Genomic DNA, 16,995 nt, shown 5'->3' with positions numbered 1-16,995 from the left:
ATGAATATCTCCCGATTTTTTGTCGACAAGCCGATTTTCGCGGCCGTACTGTCGATCATTATCTTCGTCGCCGGCTTGATATCGATCTTCAAGCTGCCGATCTCGGAGTACCCGGACGTGGTGCCGCCATCGGTGGTGGTGCGCGCGCAGTATCCGGGCGCGAATCCGAAGATCATCGCCGAAACCGTGGCCGCGCCGCTTGAGGAGCAGATCAACGGCGTCGAGAACATGCTCTACATGTCCTCGCAAAACACCTCGGACGGCGCGCTGGCGCTGACCGTCACCTTCAAGATCGGCACCAACGTCGAGCAGGCCGAAACGCAGGTGCAAAACCGCGTCCAGCGCGCGCTTCCGCGTTTGCCGGAAGAGGTGCGCCAGATCGGCGTGACGACCGTCAAGTCGTCGCCCAACCTGACGATGGTGGTCCACCTGTCCTCGCCGAACGGCCGTTACGACGACCTGTATCTGCGTAACTACGCGGTGTTGAACGTCAAGGACCAACTGGCGCGCCTGCCCGGCATGGGCGAGGTGCAGTTGTTCGGCGCCGGCGACTATTCGATGCGCGTCTGGCTCGATCCGCAAAAGGTCGCCCAGCGCAACCTGACCGCCGGCGACATCGTCGATTCGATCCGCGAGCAGAACGTGCAAGTGGCAGCCGGTGTGATCGGCCAGGGCCCGAGCAAGGGCGCCGACTTCCAGTTGACCGTCAATACCCACGGCCGCCTGCAAAGCGAAGAAGAGTTTGGCGACATCGTCGTCAAGACCAATAGCGACGGCGCCGTGACGCACCTGCGCGACGTGGCGCGCCTGGAAATGGGCTCGAACTCGTACGCTTTGCGCTCGCTGCTGAACAACAAATCGGCCGCCGCGATTCCTATTTTCGAAGCACCCAACGCCAACGCCTTGCAGCTGTCGGCCGACGTACGCTCGACGATGGAACGCCTGTCGAAAGATTTCCCGGAAGGCGTCGCGTACGACATCGTATACGACCCGACCCAATTCGTGCGGGAGTCGATCCGCTCCGTGATCCACACTTTGGTCGAAGCGATCATCCTGGTGGCGCTGGTGGTGATCATCTTCCTGCAAACCTGGCGCGCATCGGTGATCCCGCTGCTGGCCGTTCCCGTCTCGGTGGTCGGTACCTTCGCCGTGATGCTGGCCTTTGGGTTCTCGATCAACACCTTGTCGCTGTTCGGCCTTGTGCTGGCCATCGGTATCGTGGTCGATGACGCGATCGTGGTGGTGGAAAACGTCGAACGGAATATTCACGAAGGTCTGGCGCCGCGCGAAGCGACCATCCAGGCGATGAAAGAGGTGAGCGGTCCGATTATCGCCATCGCCCTGGTGCTGTGCGCCGTGTTCGTGCCGATCGCGTTCGTTTCGGGCCTGTCCGGCCAGTTCTACAAGCAGTTCGCGCTGACCATCGCCATTTCGACCGTGATCTCGGCATTTAGCTCGCTGACCCTGGCTCCGGCCCTGGCCGCGGCGCTGCTCAAACCGCACGATGCGCCGAAAGACGCGCTGACCCGTGGCATGGACAAGGTCTTCGGCCGCTTCTTCGGCTGGTTCAACCGCTTCTTCAACCGCGCTTCCGATCGTTATGAAAAGGGCGTGACCGGTGTATTGAAGCGCAAGGGCGGTTCGCTGGTTGTCTACGCGGTGCTGGCCGTCGCGGCAGGCTTCATGTTCAAGCTGGTGCCACCGGGCTTCGTTCCGGCGCAGGACAAGCAGTACCTGATCGGCTTCGCCCAGTTGCCGGACGCCGCCTCGCTGGACCGTACCGACGCCGTGATCCGCAAGATGTCGGACATTGCCAAGGACATCCCGGGCATCGACAACTCGATCGCTTTCCCTGGCCTGTCGATCAACGGCTTCACCAACGCGCCGAACGCCGGTATCGTTTTCGTCGGCCTGAGCGCCTTCGACAAGCGTCACGGCAAGGAGCAGTCGGCCGAAGGCATCGCCGCCGAAATGAACAAGCGTATGGGTTCGATCGAAGGCGCGTTCGTGATGGTGCTGCCACCGCCGCCGGTCAACGGCCTCGGTACCACCGGCGGCTTCAAGCTGATGCTGCAGGACCGCGAGAACCAGGGTTACGACGCGCTGTACAAAGCCGTTCAGGCGGTGCAGGCGAAGGCCGCCACCAATCCGAAACTGGCCGGCGTCTTCTCGGGCTACCAGATCAACGTGCCGCAGTTGTTCGCAGACGTCGATCGCGTCAAGGCCAAGCAGTTGGGCATCCCGCTGCAGACCATCTACCAGACCTTGCAGATCAATCTGGGCTCGCTGTATGTGAACGACTTCAATCAGTTCGGCCGTACCTACCAGGTGCGCGTCCAGGCCGACCAGCAGTTCCGTTCGCACCCACAGGATATCGCCCAGCTGAAGGTGCGTAACGATAAGGGCGAGATGATTCCGCTGTCGTCGCTGATGCGCGTCAAGGACACCTATGGCCCGGATCGCGTACAACGCTACAACGCCTTCGTCGCCGCTGAAATCAACGGTGCACCGGCTCCCGGCGTGTCGTCGGGCGAAGCGCAGGCTGAAATGACAAAGATCGTCGAAGAGGTTCTGCCGAAGGGTATCGGCTACGAGTGGACGGAACTGGTGTACCAGGACATCCTGTCCGGTAACACGATGATTTATGTGTTCCCGCTGTGCGTACTGCTGGTGTTCCTGGTGCTGGCCGCCCAATACGAAAGCTGGACCCTGCCGCTGGCCGTGATCCTGATCGTGCCGATGTCAATCCTGTGCGCGCTGATCGGCGTCAAGCTGACGGCTGGCGACAACAACGTCTTCACGCAGATCGCGCTGTTCGTGCTGGTTGGATTGGCGTCCAAGAACGCGATCCTGATTGTGGAATTCGCCCGTGAACTGGAACACCAGGGCCGTAGCGTGGTCGAAGCGGCGCTGGAAGCTTGCCGCCTGCGTCTGCGTCCGATTCTGATGACGTCGATCGCATTCATCATGGGCGTGCTGCCACTGGTGTTCTCGAGCGGCGCGGGTTCGGAAATGCGTCATGCGATGGGTGTGGCGGTGTTTGCCGGCATGCTGGGCGTGACCTTCTTCGGCCTGTTCCTGACGCCCGTGTTCTACGTCCTGCTGCGTAACCTGGCGATCCGCCTGGAGAAAAAACCTGCCGTCGCCGGCGACGGCGCGGTGGCTAAACTGGAAGGGACCCACTAATATGAACAAGCTGCAAATGATCGCCAAAGGTGTGGCGCCGGTACTGGCAGCGTTGCTGATGACGGCATGCGCCGCGCCGGAATTCAAACAGCCGGCGGTGGAAGTGCCGACCGCCTTCAAAGAATCGCAAACACCAACGGCCGCCGATCTGGCGACGCCGGTGAAAACCGCTGCAGACGGCAGCACCTGGAAACAGGCGCAAGCCGCCGAGGCGCAGCCGCGCGGCGAATGGTGGCTGGCCTTCAACGACCCAGCCCTCAATGAGCTGATCGCCGAGGCCACCCGCGCCAACGCCAACCTGTCGGTGGCGGCGGCCCGCGTCAAGCAGGCCCGCGCCATCGCCGGCGTGGCCGAAGCGGATCGTATTCCGCAAGTCGGCGTCAACGCCGGCGCCCAGCGTCAGCGTCAGTCGGCGACCTCGCTCGGTCTGCCGACCGGCACCGAGGTCCCGCCGGGTAAGCTGTTTAGCGCCAACCTGACCGCCAGCTACGAGGTCGATCTGTTCGGCCGCGTATCGTCGAACGTCAGCGCCGCCCGCAGCGACGCCGCCTCGATCGAGGCGACCTACCGCTCGGTGCTGCTGTCGGTGCAAGCGGATGTGGCGCAGACGTACTTCCGTCTGCGCGCCACCGACGCCGAACTGGAAACGCTGAACCGCACGGTGCAAACGCGTGAAGAGGACGTCAAGGTCAACCAGCGTCGTTTCGACCTGGGCGACATCGGCGAATTCGATCTGGCGCGCGCCAAGACCGAACTGGCGACGACGCGCTCCGAGTTCATCGGCCTGCAGCGTCAGCGCGTGACGACCGAGCATGCCCTGGCGGTCTTGCTGGGCAAACCGGCTGCCAGCTACACGGCCGGCGTGACGCCGCTGCTGGACACGGCGCTGCTGCCGGTGATCCCGGCCGGCATGCCGTCGTCGCTGCTGGAGCGCCGTCCGGACATCGCCGCCGCGCAGCGCACGATGGAGGCGTCCAACGCCCGCATCGGCGTGGCCCGTTCGGCTATGTTCCCGGCGCTGACGTTGAGCGCGAGCGGTGGCGGCTCGTCGGCCGACACCGTGGCCGAAGTGTTCAAATGGAGCAGCCGTTCGTGGGTGCTTGGCGCGCTGATGTCGATGCCGATCATCGACGGTGGCCGTAATAAGAACAACATCCTGCGCAGCGAAGCGGCGCTGGAAGAGTCGGTCGGTACGTATCGTCAGAGCGTGCTGGTGGCCTTCGCCGAGGTGGAAGACAACCTGGCCGGCCTGCGTATCCTGGCCGGTCAGACCGCGCAGATGGAAGCGGCGCTGGTGTCGGCACGCCGTTCCGCCGACCTGGCGCAGAAGCTGTACACGGCCGGCCGGTCTAGCTACCTCGATCTGCTGGACGCGCAGCGCAACCTGGCGGCGGTGGAACGCACCGCCGTGCAGCTGCGCGGCACGCGCGCGGTGACCACCGTGGCGCTGATCCGCGCACTGGGTGGTGGCTGGGATAGCGCTGGCGGTACCGCCAGTGCGCCGGCGGCGCCGGCGGTCGCTCAGCAATAATCCGAGCGCCCATGGAAAAAGCGGACCCGAATCAAATCGGGTCCGCTTTTTTTTCGTCTTACAGAACGAAGTTTACTTCACGACGGCTGGAGCGGCTACGCCATCGGTGGCTTCGGTTTTTGCGGCCTTGGCGTGGGCCTTGGCTTTGGTTTTGCTAGCCTTGGCGTGGGCGTCGGCCTTGTCGGCTTTGGCTTCGGCGTGGGCGACGGCGACGTCTTTCTTCGCGTCGGCTTCTACCTTGGCGGTCTTTGCGTCGGCCTTGATTTCAGCTTTGGTTTCTTTCGCTTCGGCTTTGACGGCGGCTTTGGTTTCCTTAGCTTCTGCCTTGGCAGCTGCTGGAGTGGCTGGTGTGGTGGCAGGAGTTTGTGCAAAAGCTGCGGTTGCAAACAGGCCGGCGATCAGGGTAGCGATAAGTTTGTTCATGATGTGAAATCCTCATTCAGGTTTTGATTTAGGGCCGGGACAATTCCCGTGTCACTGAGCAGAAAACGCGGCCCGAATAGCACCCGTTGACGGGCTTTACAATCGCTTACATGTTCGCGAACGCACAGAAGGTGCGACCGCCTGGCGCTACGCTGGCGTCATGAGCGAATCCCTGAAAACCTATAAAGCCAAGCGTAACTTCGCGATCACCCCCGAGCCGGCCGAAGGCGGCCAGGAGGGCGGCGAGACGCTGACGTTCGTCATTCAAAAGCATTGGGCCAGCCGGCTGCATTACGACTTCCGGCTGGAGCTCGATGGCGTCATGATGAGTTGGGCCGTGCCCAAGGGGCCAAGCTACGACACCCACGACAAGCGCATGGCCGTTCACGTGGAAGACCACCCGATCTCGTACAACGATTTCGAGGGTACGATACCGCCCAAGCAGTACGGGGCGGGGAAGGTGATCATCTGGGACAAGGGATACTGGAAGCCGCTGGACGATCCGCGCAAGGCGCTCGCCGCCGGCAATCTGAAGTTCGAACTGACCGGCCATAAGATGCACGGCAAGTGGGTGCTGGTGCGGATGAAGGGCAAGGGCGAAAAGCAGGAGCCCTGGCTGCTGATTAAAGAGAAGGACGAGTATGCGCGCCCGGCCGAGGAGTTCAGCGTGATCGACGAGATGCCCGACAGCGTGAAAGCCTTGCCTTTGCCGGGCAGCGCCGCGACGGTCCCGGCAAAGGTGGCCAAGGGCGCCGCCAACACCGCGCCGAAGGCCGCATCGAAGACCGCACCGAAGACCGCACCGAAGGCTGCACCCAAGGCTGCCGCTCCCAAAGCCGATCTTCCCGAGACCTTGACTCCCCAATTGGCGACGCTGGTCGATGCGCCGCCGTCGTCACCGGAGGACTGGCTGTTCGAGATCAAGTTCGACGGCTACCGAATCCTCACCCGGGTGGACGGCACGGACATCCGCCTGATCACCCGCAACGGCAACGACTGGACGCACAAAATGCGTCCGCTGCACGACGCCATCGCGAAAATGAAGCTGCCATCGGGCTGGTACGACGGCGAGATCGTCGTCCACGATGAAGAAGGGCGTCCCGACTTCGGCCTGCTGCAAAACGCCTTCGACGAGAACCATTCCGGCGAAATGGTCTACTTCATCTTCGATATTCCGTTCCACGACGGCCGCGATCTGCGGGAGAGGCCGCTGGAGGAGCGCCGCGCCATCCTGGAAAAGGTAATGGCGAAGAAGGCGACGGACACAGTGCGCTATAGCGCCGCGCTGAACGCCACGCCACAGGACATGATCGCCGCCGCCTGCAGCATGGGGCTGGAGGGCATCATCGGCAAGCGGCGCGATTCGGCGTACACGTCGCGGCGCGGCGGCAGCTGGATCAAGCTCAAATGTGGGCAGCGGCAGGAATTCGTCATCGGCGGCTACACCGATCCGCAAGGTTCGCGCAGCGGCTTCGGTTCGCTGCTGCTGGGGACCTACGACAAGGACGGCAAGCTGCAATACGCTGGCAACGTCGGCAGCGGTTTCAATGGCGCCTCGCTGAAGGACCTGAAATCCAAAATGGATGCGCTGACGGCCGATAAGAGCCCGTTCGTGCCGAACAAGGACATCGACAAGCGGGCGCACTGGCTGAAACCGACGTTGGTGGCGGAAGTGGCCTTCGGCGAGTGGACGCGCTCAGGTTCGATCCGACATTCCGTATTCAAAGGGCTGCGCAAGGATAAGAAGGCCAGCGCCATCACGCGCGAGCTGCCATCCCACGTGAAGGAGAAGGAGAACACCGACATGGAAACCTCGACCGCCGTGCAGGGCAAGCTACCGGCTTCACTGAAAGTGACCAACCCGGACCGAGTGATCGACAAACAAAGCGGCGCCACCAAAATCACGCTGGTGCGTTACTACGCGCTGGTGGGCGCCTTGATGCTGCCACATTTGAAGGGCCGGCCGGTGTCGCTGGTGCGGGCGCCCGCCGGCGTCGGTGGCGAGCTGTTTTTCCAGAAGCACGTGGAGACCAACAAACTGCCCGGTGTGAAGAGCCTCAAGCAGGAGCTCGACCCGGATCATCCGCCGATGCTGGAGGTATCGACGGAGCAGGGCTTGTTGTCCTCGGCGCAGTGGAACGTGGTGGAACTGCACACGCAGAACGCCAGCGCCACCAGTTACGAGAAGCCGAACCGGATGGTGTTCGATCTCGATCCCGGCAAGGACGTCACCTGGAAGCAGGTGCAGGAAGCGGCGCAGCTGATGCGGGCCTTCCTCGATCATCTCGGGTTGCCGGCGTTTTTGAAGACTAGCGGCGGCAAAGGGCTGCACGTGGTGGTGCCGATCAAGCCGGGGTATGGCTGGGATGACGTCAAGGCGTTTTCACAGGCGATCGTGGCGCATATGGCGCAGAATATTCCGGAGCGCTTTGTGCTCAAGAGCGGACCTAGTAATCGTGTCGGGAAGATCTTTATCGATTATTTGCGTAACGGGCGGGGCGCGACGACGGCGTGCGCCTGGTCGGCAAGGGCGCGGCCGGGGTTGGGGATTTCGGTGCCGGTGGCGTGGGATGAGTTGGATCAGCTGACCGGCGGCGATCATTGGACCGTGGGCACGGTGCATACCCGGCTCGATGTTGGTAACTCGCCATGGGATGGATACGCCAAAGCCGCCAAGGGGCTGGCGCCGGCTATGAAGATGTTGGAGTTCAAACCTGGCTCGGGAAACTGAGATTACATGGGGGCCACGTAGGGCGGATTAGCGAAGCGTAATCCGCCAATGCATGCGTTTCGACGACGCACGCGTTGGCGGATTACGGCGTTCCGCCTAATCCACCCTACGTGTCTCCGTGATTTGGTGATGTTGCATGGCCCCGGTCATGCCGCCTTGCGCGAGGTGGCTGACTTGGCGGTGCTCTTGGCTCTTGCCGCCGCTGTGGGCGCCTTTTTGGCCGTGGTGGTTTTGCGGCGAGGCGCTGGCGCTTCTTCCTCTTCCTCCTCCTCGTCGCTGTCTGCTTTGGCAGCGGTTTTGCGTGCCGCAGGTTTGGCGGCCGCGCCTTTGCCCGGCCGCTTGCCAAGGCTGTCCTGCAGCAGCGCCACCAGATCGACCACGTTCGACGCCTTGGCCGGCTTGTCTTCCGCCTCGGCGGCGGTGATGGTCTTGGTCTGGCCGGCCTTGACCTTCTTCTTGACTAACGCCAGCACGTCGTCCTTGTACGTGTCGCGGTACTGCTCCGGCTTCCATTCCTCGCTCATGCCTTCGACCAGTGACAGCGCCATCTGCAGCTCCTTGTCGCTAATGCCGGCCGCCTTGGCGGTCGCTGGCGGCAGCTTCAGTTCCTCGGCGTCGCGGATCTCCGCCTCATACCGCAGGGTATTGAGCACGATTTTGTCGTCGATGCACACCAGCGCGCACAGATGCTGCTTGGTGCGGATCACCACCGTCGCGATGCCGATCTTGCCTGCCTTGCGCAGCGTTTCGCGCAGCAGCGCGTAGACCTTGGCGCCGCCCTTGGACGGCGCCAGGTAATAGGGCTGCTCGTAATACGTCAGCGGCACATCGGCCGCGTCGACGAAAGCCTGGATGTCGATCGTGCCCGTGGCTTCGACGTTGGCCCGCTTGAGGTCCTCGTCGGACAGGACGACGTATTCGTCCTCCTCGTACTCGTAGCCTTTGACGATATCGTCCCAGGTCACGTCCTTGCCGGTTTTTTTGTTATAGCGCTTATAGCCCACCGGCGAAAAGTCGCGGCGGTCGAGCATCGTCAAATCCAGCTCGTGCGTCTGCACCGCTGAATACAACTCGACCGGAATGTGCACCAGCCCGAAGCTGATGGCGCCTTTCCACAACGCGCGGGCGGCCATGGCTCAGGACCCCACGGAGCCGGTCACCGGCAACACGATGCCGCTGATATAGCTGGAGCACGACGGCGCGGCCAGGAACACGTAGGCCGGCGACAGCTCCTGCGGCTGCGCGGCGCGGCGCATGTCGGTGGCCTGGCCGAATTCGGCGATCTTCTCGGGCGACTGGTCGGCTGGGTTGAGCGGTGTCCACACCGGTCCCGGCGCCACCGCGTTCACGCGGATGCCCTGGTCCAGCAGGTTGGAAGCGAGCGACATCGTGAACGCGTGGATCGCGCCCTTGGTGGTCGAGTAGTCCAGCAGGTGCTTGGAGCCTTGCAGTCCGACCACCGATCCGGTGTTGATGATGGAGGCACCGCGCTTGAGGAAGGGCAGCGCCGCCTTGGCCATATGGAAGTAGCCGTAGACGTTGGTCTTCATCGTCATGTCGAAGCGTTCTTCGGTCAGGTCGGTCAGCTTTTCGGCGTGCTCCTGGAAGGCGGCGTTATTGACCAGGATATCGAGCCGGCCGAAGCGATCGTGCGTCTGCTGGGCCGCATCGCGGCAGAAGGCGGCGTCGCGCACGTCGCCGCGCAGCAGCAGGCAGCTCTGGCCTTCCGCTTCGACATAGCGTTTGGTGTCGTTCGCGTCCTGGTCTTCGTCCAGATAGACGATGGCGACGTCCGCGCCTTCGCGCGCATACAGCACCGCGACCGCGCGGCCGATGCCGGAATCGCCGCCGGTGATCAGGGCCACCATGCCTGCCAGCTTGCCGCTGCCGGCGTAGTCGGGTGCCAGAAACTCGGGCTTGAGCTGCATCTGCGCCTCCAGCCCCGGCTTTTCCAGGTGCTGCGAGGGCATCGTGCCCGGATACTCATGTTCGGTGGTTTGCACCGGTCCCTGGCGTTCGCCCGACTGGCTGCCCGCCGATTTTTTCTGCTGGTCGGCCTGGTCCTGTTGCTGCTGGATTTCGCGCTGTTGATTAGCGGTGCCCGAATCGGCCCGGTTTTCGTTGTTTGCCATGATTCCTCCCTTGTGCATCGAAGGAACAGTATTGGCGCACGGGCCCAGAATGACGGTGCGCTTTTTCACACATGCGCGCAGATGGACGGCCGTGCAAGCGCCCGTTTTTGTGGCACACTGGAAGCAAGCGGTTCCGCATAAAAATAGAAATACCCAGGGGCAACAAAAATGACCGACATTCGAGGCCGGTCCGGTAGCGTTGGCGCGTATTTCAGTGCCAGCCGCGACCGGCGCGCGCATTTCCAGGCGATCTGCGGGGAGATGTTCTCCCGGCTTGTGGTCGTCGACAGCATCGACGATATGGCCGCCGAGGCGCGTCAGGCCACCGACTTGCTGGTGCTGGATTTGAACGGCTACGCGCGCCCCGGCGGGTTGGCCGCGATCGGCCACCTGATCATCGACCGGGCCGGCGCGCCGCTGTTGGTGTTGTGCGGCTATGAGCAGTGCGCGTGGCTGCCGGAGCTGATGGCGTTCGGCTCCTTCGACTATCTGATTTGCCCTGTGCTCGATGACGATCTGCGGCACGCCATCCGCCGGGCGTTGTCGGTATCGGACGATCCCGGCGCCGCAACGCAGCAGCGCCTGTTCGACAGGGAGCGCGAGCTGCGCGATCTGGTGGGCCTGCAGCGCGGCGTGCAGCACGCCATCGGCGCCATCGACGATATCGACAGGATGGCGGCCAAGGTGTGTCATGCGTTGTGCGGTTTTCCGGGCGTGTACCACGCGTCGCTACTGCATATGAAGCAGCACGGCGATCTGCGGCTGGTCGCGCAGGCGTCGCCCGACGATCTCAATCTGGCCGGGCTGCTGGGGCGCACCGACCATCTGCTGCAATCGGCGCTGCGTGATGTGTTTCCGCCGTTGATGGCCGCATCCTCCGGGCGCATGGTGCTGCTGGACGCGCCGGAGAAGACCGGCGATCCGGAATTGGCCATGCGTTTGCATGACCGTTATGTGCGCATGGTGCTGGCGCTGCCGCTGCGCGCCGAGGCGGGCAATCCGGAGACGGAATCGGTCATGGGCGCGATCTGCCTCATGTTCGACCGTCACATCGCCTTCTCGCGCGAGCAGTTCGCCGCGTTCGCCAGCCTGGCGCAATTTGTCAGCCTCGGTCTGGGCATGAGCGAATTAAAGGACCGGAACGACGAGCTTTCCGGCCAGCTCTCGCAACTGAGCACCGTCGACAATTTGACAGGCGCCGCCAACCGCCGCGCCGGCGAGACGATGCTGGACAACGAACTGCGGCGCGCGCGCCGTTACGGACTGCCGCTGGCGGCGATGTCGTTCGAGGTAAGCAGCTTCCGATCGACGAACGATGCGTACGGCCATCCGCTGGGCGATACGGCTTTGCGGATGGCGGCGGAGACGGTGATGCGCCGCCTGCGCACCTCCGACATGCTGGCGCGGATGCGTGGCCAGGAGTTTTTAATCATCGCCACGCATACGACGGCCTCCGACGTGATGCTGCTGGCGGAAAAACTGCGTCTGGCGATCGCCGAGGCGGACTTGCCGGGATGCGATAGCGTCAATGTCAGCCTGGCAATCGCGCAAGCCGGGGCGGAGGAGGGTGTCGACACGGTTCTCGATCGCCTCGACGCCGCGCTGCAGCGGGCCAAACGCGCCGGGCGCAATCATATCGAATCGGCCGGATGATTGACGTCCTATCGGCTTGTCGTTGTCGACCAGTCGCAATCGCTCGAGCATGGAGGCGGGAATGAGGCGTGGTTGGATATTCGTCGTGATATTTGGCGCGGCTATTTTGGGTGCTTTTTCCGCATGTGCCGTCCGCGTAAATCAGATTGAGAGTGGATTTGCTGCGCTTGAAAATGGTGCTTCGGAAAGCGCGTTGATTCAAAAGCTAGGCAGCCCGGATGTGGTCGAAACCTCCGTTGCGCCCTTTGTCGTGTACTCATCCGCGTCATGCAATGCCCCTTGCGTGAGACGGCTTTGGTGGGAACATCCGATACTCAAAGGGATGGAGGCATGGTCGGTCGAATTGGGTTCGACCGGAAGTGTAATGAACAAAGCTCACTGGATATCGCCTTAGCTGACGTCTGCGGCGAGTCGAGGGCTGCTTCAACACGATCTCCGGGTCATCCCATACATGACGATCATCATGTATGATGGTCGCGGTTAGTTTGCGATGGAGTCGGATATGAAAGTCAGCAGGGAGCAGGTGGCGCTCAACCGCGACCGCATCGTCGAGACGGCGGCGCGGCTGTTCCGCCAGAAGGGCTACGACGGCATCGGCGTGGTCGATTTGATGAAAAGCGCCGGTCTGACGCACGGCGGGTTTTACGGCCACTTCGCCTCCAAAGAGGATTTGCTGGCCGAGGCCACCGCGCATGCGTTCAAGCAGTCGGTGGAGCGCTGGCGCCAGAGGGCGGCCGCGGCCCCCAATGCGCCGGAGACGGCGATGGCGGGCATCGGCGAGAGCTATTTGTCGGTGCGCCATCGCGACGGGCCGGAACTGGGATGTTCGATCACCTCCCTGGGACCGGATATCGCGCGTCTGGGGCCGAAGGTGCGGCAGGCGCTGACCGAGGGAGCCAAAGGGCAGATCGCGGTGCTGGAGGAATTGGTACCGGGCGAGGACGCGGCGGCCAGGCGCAAGCAGGCCTTGGCCACCTATGCCGCAATGGTCGGGGCGATCGTGCTGGCCAGGGCGGTCGATGACGAGGCCATGTCGCTGGAGGTTTTGGAGGCGGTGCGGGCCTCGATGCCGGGTACGTAGGCACACATGCCCTTATGCGCTTTTCGCATTACGTAATGTAAAAAGCGAGTTTGACGCTGGACCGGCCGTGGCCGATCGCGTACGCTGGCGGTTTTCAGTTTCCCGGAACGACAATGCTGCATTGGTTGAAGCACTACCGGCGCGCGCTGCTGCCTGGCGATATCAGCGCCGGCCTGGTGGTCGCCATGATGATGATCCCGCAGGGGATGGCCTACGCGCTGGTCGCCGGCGTGCCGCCGGTGGTCGGCATCTACGCCAGCATCCTGCCACCGGTGGTCTACGCGCTGTTCGGCAGCAGCATGACGCAATCGGTCGGGCCCATGGCCATCGTGTCGCTGATGACGGCGGCCGCCATCGGGCCGCTGGCGCCGGCCGGCTCCACGCTGGCCACCGTGCTGGCCGCCCAGCTGGCGATGGTCTCCGGCGCCGTGCTGCTGTTGTGCGGCCTGCTGCGCATGGGCTTTTTGGCCAATTTCTTTTCCCGTCCCGTGATGAGCGGCTTCACCGTCGGCTCGGCGATCGTCATCGCCTTCGATCAAGTCCATACCCTGCTTGGCGCGCCGCTGCCCCACCTGCACACTTCGAGCGCGGTGCTGGGCGTCGGCTCGTTGCTGTTGCTACTCCTGTCGAAGTTTTATTTGGCCGGCCTGCTGCGCCGCTGCGGCCTGCCGCCGGCCGTCGCCGATATCGGCGCCAAGCTGGCGCCGATGCTGGTGGTCCTGGGCGGCATCGCGCTGATGGCGACCACCGGCCTGGCCGAGATGGGCGTGCGCACCACCGGTTCCGTCCCGCCAGGCCTGCCGCGCCTGAACCTGGCCACTTCCAGCGCCCATTGGCCGCAACTGCTGCAACCGGGCCTGCTGATCGGCTTCATCGTGTTTCTGATGTCGATGTCGGCGGCGCAGTCGCTGGCGCTCAAGCGCAACGAGAAACTGGTCAGCAACCATGAACTGGTCGGCCTGGGCGCGGCCAATGTCGCCAGCGCGCTGTCGGGCGGCTTTCCGGTGACGGGCAGCCTGTCGCGTTCCGCCGTCAACTTCACCGCCGGCGCCAACACGCCGCTGGCGAGCCTGATCACGGCCGCGCTGCTGGCCTGCGCGCTGCTGGCGCCCACCGGCTGGCTGGCGCTGCTGCCGCTTCCCACGCTGGCCGCCACCATCATCGTCGCCGTGCTGGGCATGCTGGAACTGGGCATCCTGCGTACCGCCTGGCAGTACGACCGCAGCGACGCGCTGGCCTGGGGCGCGACCTGCCTGGGCGTGCTGACCATGGGCGTGGAGGCGGGCGTGATCGTCGGCGTGGCGCTGTCGATGGGTACCCTGATCTGGCGCGCCAGCCGGCCGCATATCGCGGTGTTGGGACGCATCGCCGGCAGCGAGCATTTCCGCAATATCGAACGCTATCCCGCCGAAACGCGGCCGGAACTGCTGGTGCTGCGCATCGACGCCAATCTATTCTTCGGCAATGTGGAGGCGGTGTCCGAGCGTATCGAGTGCGAGCTGGCCACCCACACGAGCGCGCGCCACCTGGTGCTGGTGATGACGGCGGTCAGTTCGATCGACACCACCGCGCTGTTCGCGCTGTCGGAGCTCAATCAAAGCCTCAAGCGGCGCGGCATCGGCATGCACCTGGCCGAGGTGAAGGGGCCGGTGATGGACCGCCTGCGCCACAGCGAACTGCTGCGCGACCTGAACGGCAAACTGTTCCTCAGCACCGCGATGGCGTCAGACCATCTGCTGGCGGCCGGCAAAGGCCGATAAAAGTGTTATGCAAATAACCATTATGAATATTATTTATACATTTAATGCCTGTGGGTAATAATACGCATGGACTTCCGGTCGTTTTGAAACTATGATTTAACTCCTGGGTTCTTGGCCTTGCCATCGGAGCCCCACAGACTAACTATCGACTGGTTGCCGATGCTGTACCGACTTGCCCGCCGTGCCGGCAGAATCTCCATCGCCATGTTTGTCAGCGTCACGCTGACCGCCGTGGTGACCTTGGTATTGACCACCTTCGCGCTGTATTTCTACCAGGTCGAGCGGGCCCATCGTTGGGAGCAGCTGCGCCAGACGCTGTCCAACAGCGCCGACGAGCTGGCGTCGGCCGTGGCGCTGCCGGCCTGGAACTTCGACGAGACCCAGATCACCACCATCATGCGCAGCGGCTTGAGCAACCGCGACCTGTACGCCAGCGCGGTGGTGCCGGCCGCCGGCAGCCGTCCCTTCATCCTCACCCGCGACAGCGCCGGACACCTGGTCGAGGTGGCGCGCGAGCCGGACAACCCGGAGCTGCTGTCGGAGCGGCGCGCCATCGTCGCCGCCGGCCGCAACATCGGCGCCATCACCGTGTATGCGTCGCCGGTGCTGCTGCTCGAGCAGCTGCGCCAGCGGCTCTACACCATCATCGGCATGATCTTCGTGCTCGACGTGACCCTCGTCTTCAGCCTCTATCTGCTGCTGTCGCAGCTGATTTTCAAACCCATCACCACCATCGAACGCTACGCCGCCAATGTCAAGGCGGGCCAGAACCCGGGTGCCTTGCCGCCGCGCGACTGGTTTTTCGGCGAGCTGAAAACCCTCAATTCCTCGATCCGCGACATGGTGCGCCTGATGGACAGCCGCTACGTGGCCATGCACGCCAGCGAGGAGCGGCTGCAGATCGCCAGCAGCGCGGCGGCCATCGGCATCTGGGACTGGAACATCGTCAGCGACGCATTGGTGTGGGACGAGCAGATGCACCGCCTGTACGGCATGGACCACGCCACCGCGGCCGGCGCGGCCGGCTCGATGGACGACTGGATCGCGCGCATGCACCCGGACGACGCCATTCCGGTGCGCGCGCTGCTGGACCGGGCGCTGAGCGGGCGCGGCGACTTCGACGTCGAGTTCCGCGTGGTCTGGCCGGACGGCTCGCTGCATTACATGAAGGGCGAGGCGATGATTTTCCGCGACGCCGACGGCCATCCGGCGCGGGTGGTGGGCGTCAACTACGACATCACCGGTCACAAAGTGGCGGAGCAGGAGCTGCGCCGGCACCGCATCCACCTGGAGGAGCTGGTTGCCGAGCGCACCAACGCGCTGTCGGTGGCGGTGCGCCAGGCGCAGGCGGCCAACCAGGCCAAGAGCATCTTCCTGGCCAATATGAGCCACGAGCTGCGCACGCCGCTCAATTCCGTGATCGGCTTTTCGCGCCTGATGGCCGATTCGAAGAACATGCTGCCGGAGGAAAAGCGCAACCTGGCGATCATCCACCGCTCCGGCGAGCACCTGCTTACCCTGATCAACGATATCCTGGAGCTGTCCAAGATCGAGGCCGGGCGCGCGGTGCTGCAGACGGAGATCATGAGCATCGACGAGATTCTGCAGGAAGTGATGGACATGGTCAGCATGCGCGCCGGCCAGACCGGCGTCGAGCTGGAACTCGACAGCGCCGGCGTGCCGGCCGGGGCGCGGGTGGACGGCACCAAGCTGCGCCAGGTGCTGCTCAATCTGATGTCGAACGCGGTCAAGTTCACCGGCCAGGGCAAGGTCACCTTGCGGGTGCGCGGCGCCATGCGCAAGGTCGATGGCGCCTGCGAGTGCGAGCTGGCGTTCGCGGTGATCGACGACGGCCCGGGCATCTCGCCGATCGACCAGACCCGCATCTTCGAGCCCTTCGTCCAGGCCGACGGCCCGGGCGCGAAGGAGGGCACCGGCCTGGGACTGGCCATCTCGCGCGAGTTCGTCCAGCTGATGGGCGGCGTGCTGTCGGTGCAGTCGGTGCGCGGCGACGGCGCCACCTTCCAGTTCACGATCAAGGTGCCGGTGGCCGAGGCGCAGGCCGACGAGGACACGCCGGCCTTGGATGCGCCGCAGCGCGGGCGCCGCGTGGTGGTCGCCGACGACGGCGCCGATGCCAACGCGCCGCTGTCGGGCGCCGATCTGGCGCGGCTCGAGCCCGCGCTGCGCCGCCAGCTCAAGGTGGCGCTGCAGGAGCTCAACCTGGCGCGCGTGGCGCTGCTGCTGCGGCCCTTGCCGGCGCAACTGGCCGGCGTGGTCGAGCGCATCGAGCACATGGTGCGGCTGCACCAGTACCCGCAGCTATGCGCTTTGCTCGATCAGGCGGGTAGCGAACTGGAGGCATAGGCCGGACAGGTATATCATAGTAGTTAGTGTATATATTAGTAATATTGATAGTACATGTATTAGTGGGGAGTATTAAGGCAAGTATTCGGGCGATGTCGTGACATGACGATATCGCCGGTATCCTTTTGGCG

10 protein-coding genes are annotated in these 16,995 nt (G+C 63.7%); 7 read left to right on the top strand and 3 right to left on the bottom strand.

Features of this window, described 5'->3' with window-relative positions; all coding sequences use genetic code 11:
- Both NHH73_19540 and NHH73_19535 read left to right on the top strand, forming a co-directional pair.
- Positions 1-3,186 (top strand): efflux RND transporter permease subunit, encoded by a 3,186-nt coding sequence (locus NHH73_19540; GenBank protein USX24801.1) that lies wholly within the window; start codon positions 1-3, stop codon positions 3,184-3,186.
- A 1-nt stretch (position 3,187) separates the two neighbouring features.
- The gene (locus NHH73_19535; protein ID USX24800.1) at positions 3,188-4,717 is read left to right on the top strand and encodes an efflux transporter outer membrane subunit; all 1,530 of its coding nucleotides are present in this window, start codon (positions 3,188-3,190) and stop codon (positions 4,715-4,717) included.
- A 72-nt stretch (positions 4,718-4,789) separates the two neighbouring features.
- Here NHH73_19535 and NHH73_19530 read toward each other — a convergent pair whose 3' ends face one another.
- Entirely contained in the window at positions 4,790-5,140 is a 351-nt protein-coding gene (locus tag NHH73_19530; GenBank protein USX24799.1) for a hypothetical protein, read from the bottom strand.
- A gap of 160 nt (positions 5,141-5,300) precedes the next feature.
- Here NHH73_19530 and ligD point away from each other — a divergent pair, with 160 nt between their 5' ends.
- The gene (gene ligD / locus NHH73_19525) at positions 5,301-7,871 is read left to right on the top strand and encodes a DNA ligase D (protein USX24798.1); all 2,571 of its coding nucleotides are present in this window, start codon (positions 5,301-5,303) and stop codon (positions 7,869-7,871) included.
- Positions 7,872-8,017: 146 nt separating this feature from the next.
- Here the strand turns inward: ligD and NHH73_19520 are convergent, their stop codons facing one another.
- Together NHH73_19520 and NHH73_19515 are read right to left on the bottom strand one after the other, a co-directional pair.
- Positions 8,018-9,004 (bottom strand): Ku protein, encoded by a 987-nt coding sequence (locus tag NHH73_19520; GenBank protein USX24797.1) that lies wholly within the window; start codon positions 9,002-9,004, stop codon positions 8,018-8,020.
- 3 nt (positions 9,005-9,007) lie between these two features.
- Positions 9,008-10,003 carry an SDR family oxidoreductase gene (locus NHH73_19515; protein USX24796.1) on the bottom strand — a complete coding sequence of 332 codons (996 nt, stop codon included), beginning with the start codon at positions 10,001-10,003 and terminating at the stop codon, positions 9,008-9,010.
- 168 nt (positions 10,004-10,171) lie between these two features.
- On the opposite strand from NHH73_19515, the gene NHH73_19510 reads away from it, so the two are divergent.
- The 4 genes from NHH73_19510 to NHH73_19495 all read left to right on the top strand — a co-directional run bounded on the left by NHH73_19510 (position 10,172) and on the right by NHH73_19495 (position 16,864).
- Complete coding sequence (locus tag NHH73_19510) at positions 10,172-11,656, top strand: GGDEF domain-containing protein (protein USX24795.1); 1,485 nt, start codon at positions 10,172-10,174, stop codon at positions 11,654-11,656.
- Positions 11,657-12,158: 502 nt separating this feature from the next.
- Complete coding sequence (locus tag NHH73_19505) at positions 12,159-12,737, top strand: TetR/AcrR family transcriptional regulator (protein USX24794.1); 579 nt, start codon at positions 12,159-12,161, stop codon at positions 12,735-12,737.
- Between the two features lie 113 nt (positions 12,738-12,850).
- The gene (gene sulP, locus NHH73_19500) at positions 12,851-14,497 is read left to right on the top strand and encodes a sulfate permease (protein ID USX24793.1); all 1,647 of its coding nucleotides are present in this window, start codon (positions 12,851-12,853) and stop codon (positions 14,495-14,497) included.
- Between the two features lie 204 nt (positions 14,498-14,701).
- Complete coding sequence (locus NHH73_19495) at positions 14,702-16,864, top strand: ATP-binding protein (protein USX24792.1); 2,163 nt, start codon at positions 14,702-14,704, stop codon at positions 16,862-16,864.
- Positions 16,865-16,995 lie beyond the last annotated feature (131 nt).

Source organism: Oxalobacteraceae bacterium OTU3CINTB1 (genome assembly GCA_024123955.1).
In the GTDB taxonomy this organism is placed as follows: domain Bacteria; phylum Pseudomonadota; class Gammaproteobacteria; order Burkholderiales; family Burkholderiaceae_D; genus Rugamonas.
The sequence above is the reverse complement of the archived record's forward strand: the minus strand, read 5'-3'. Positions and strand labels throughout refer to the sequence as shown.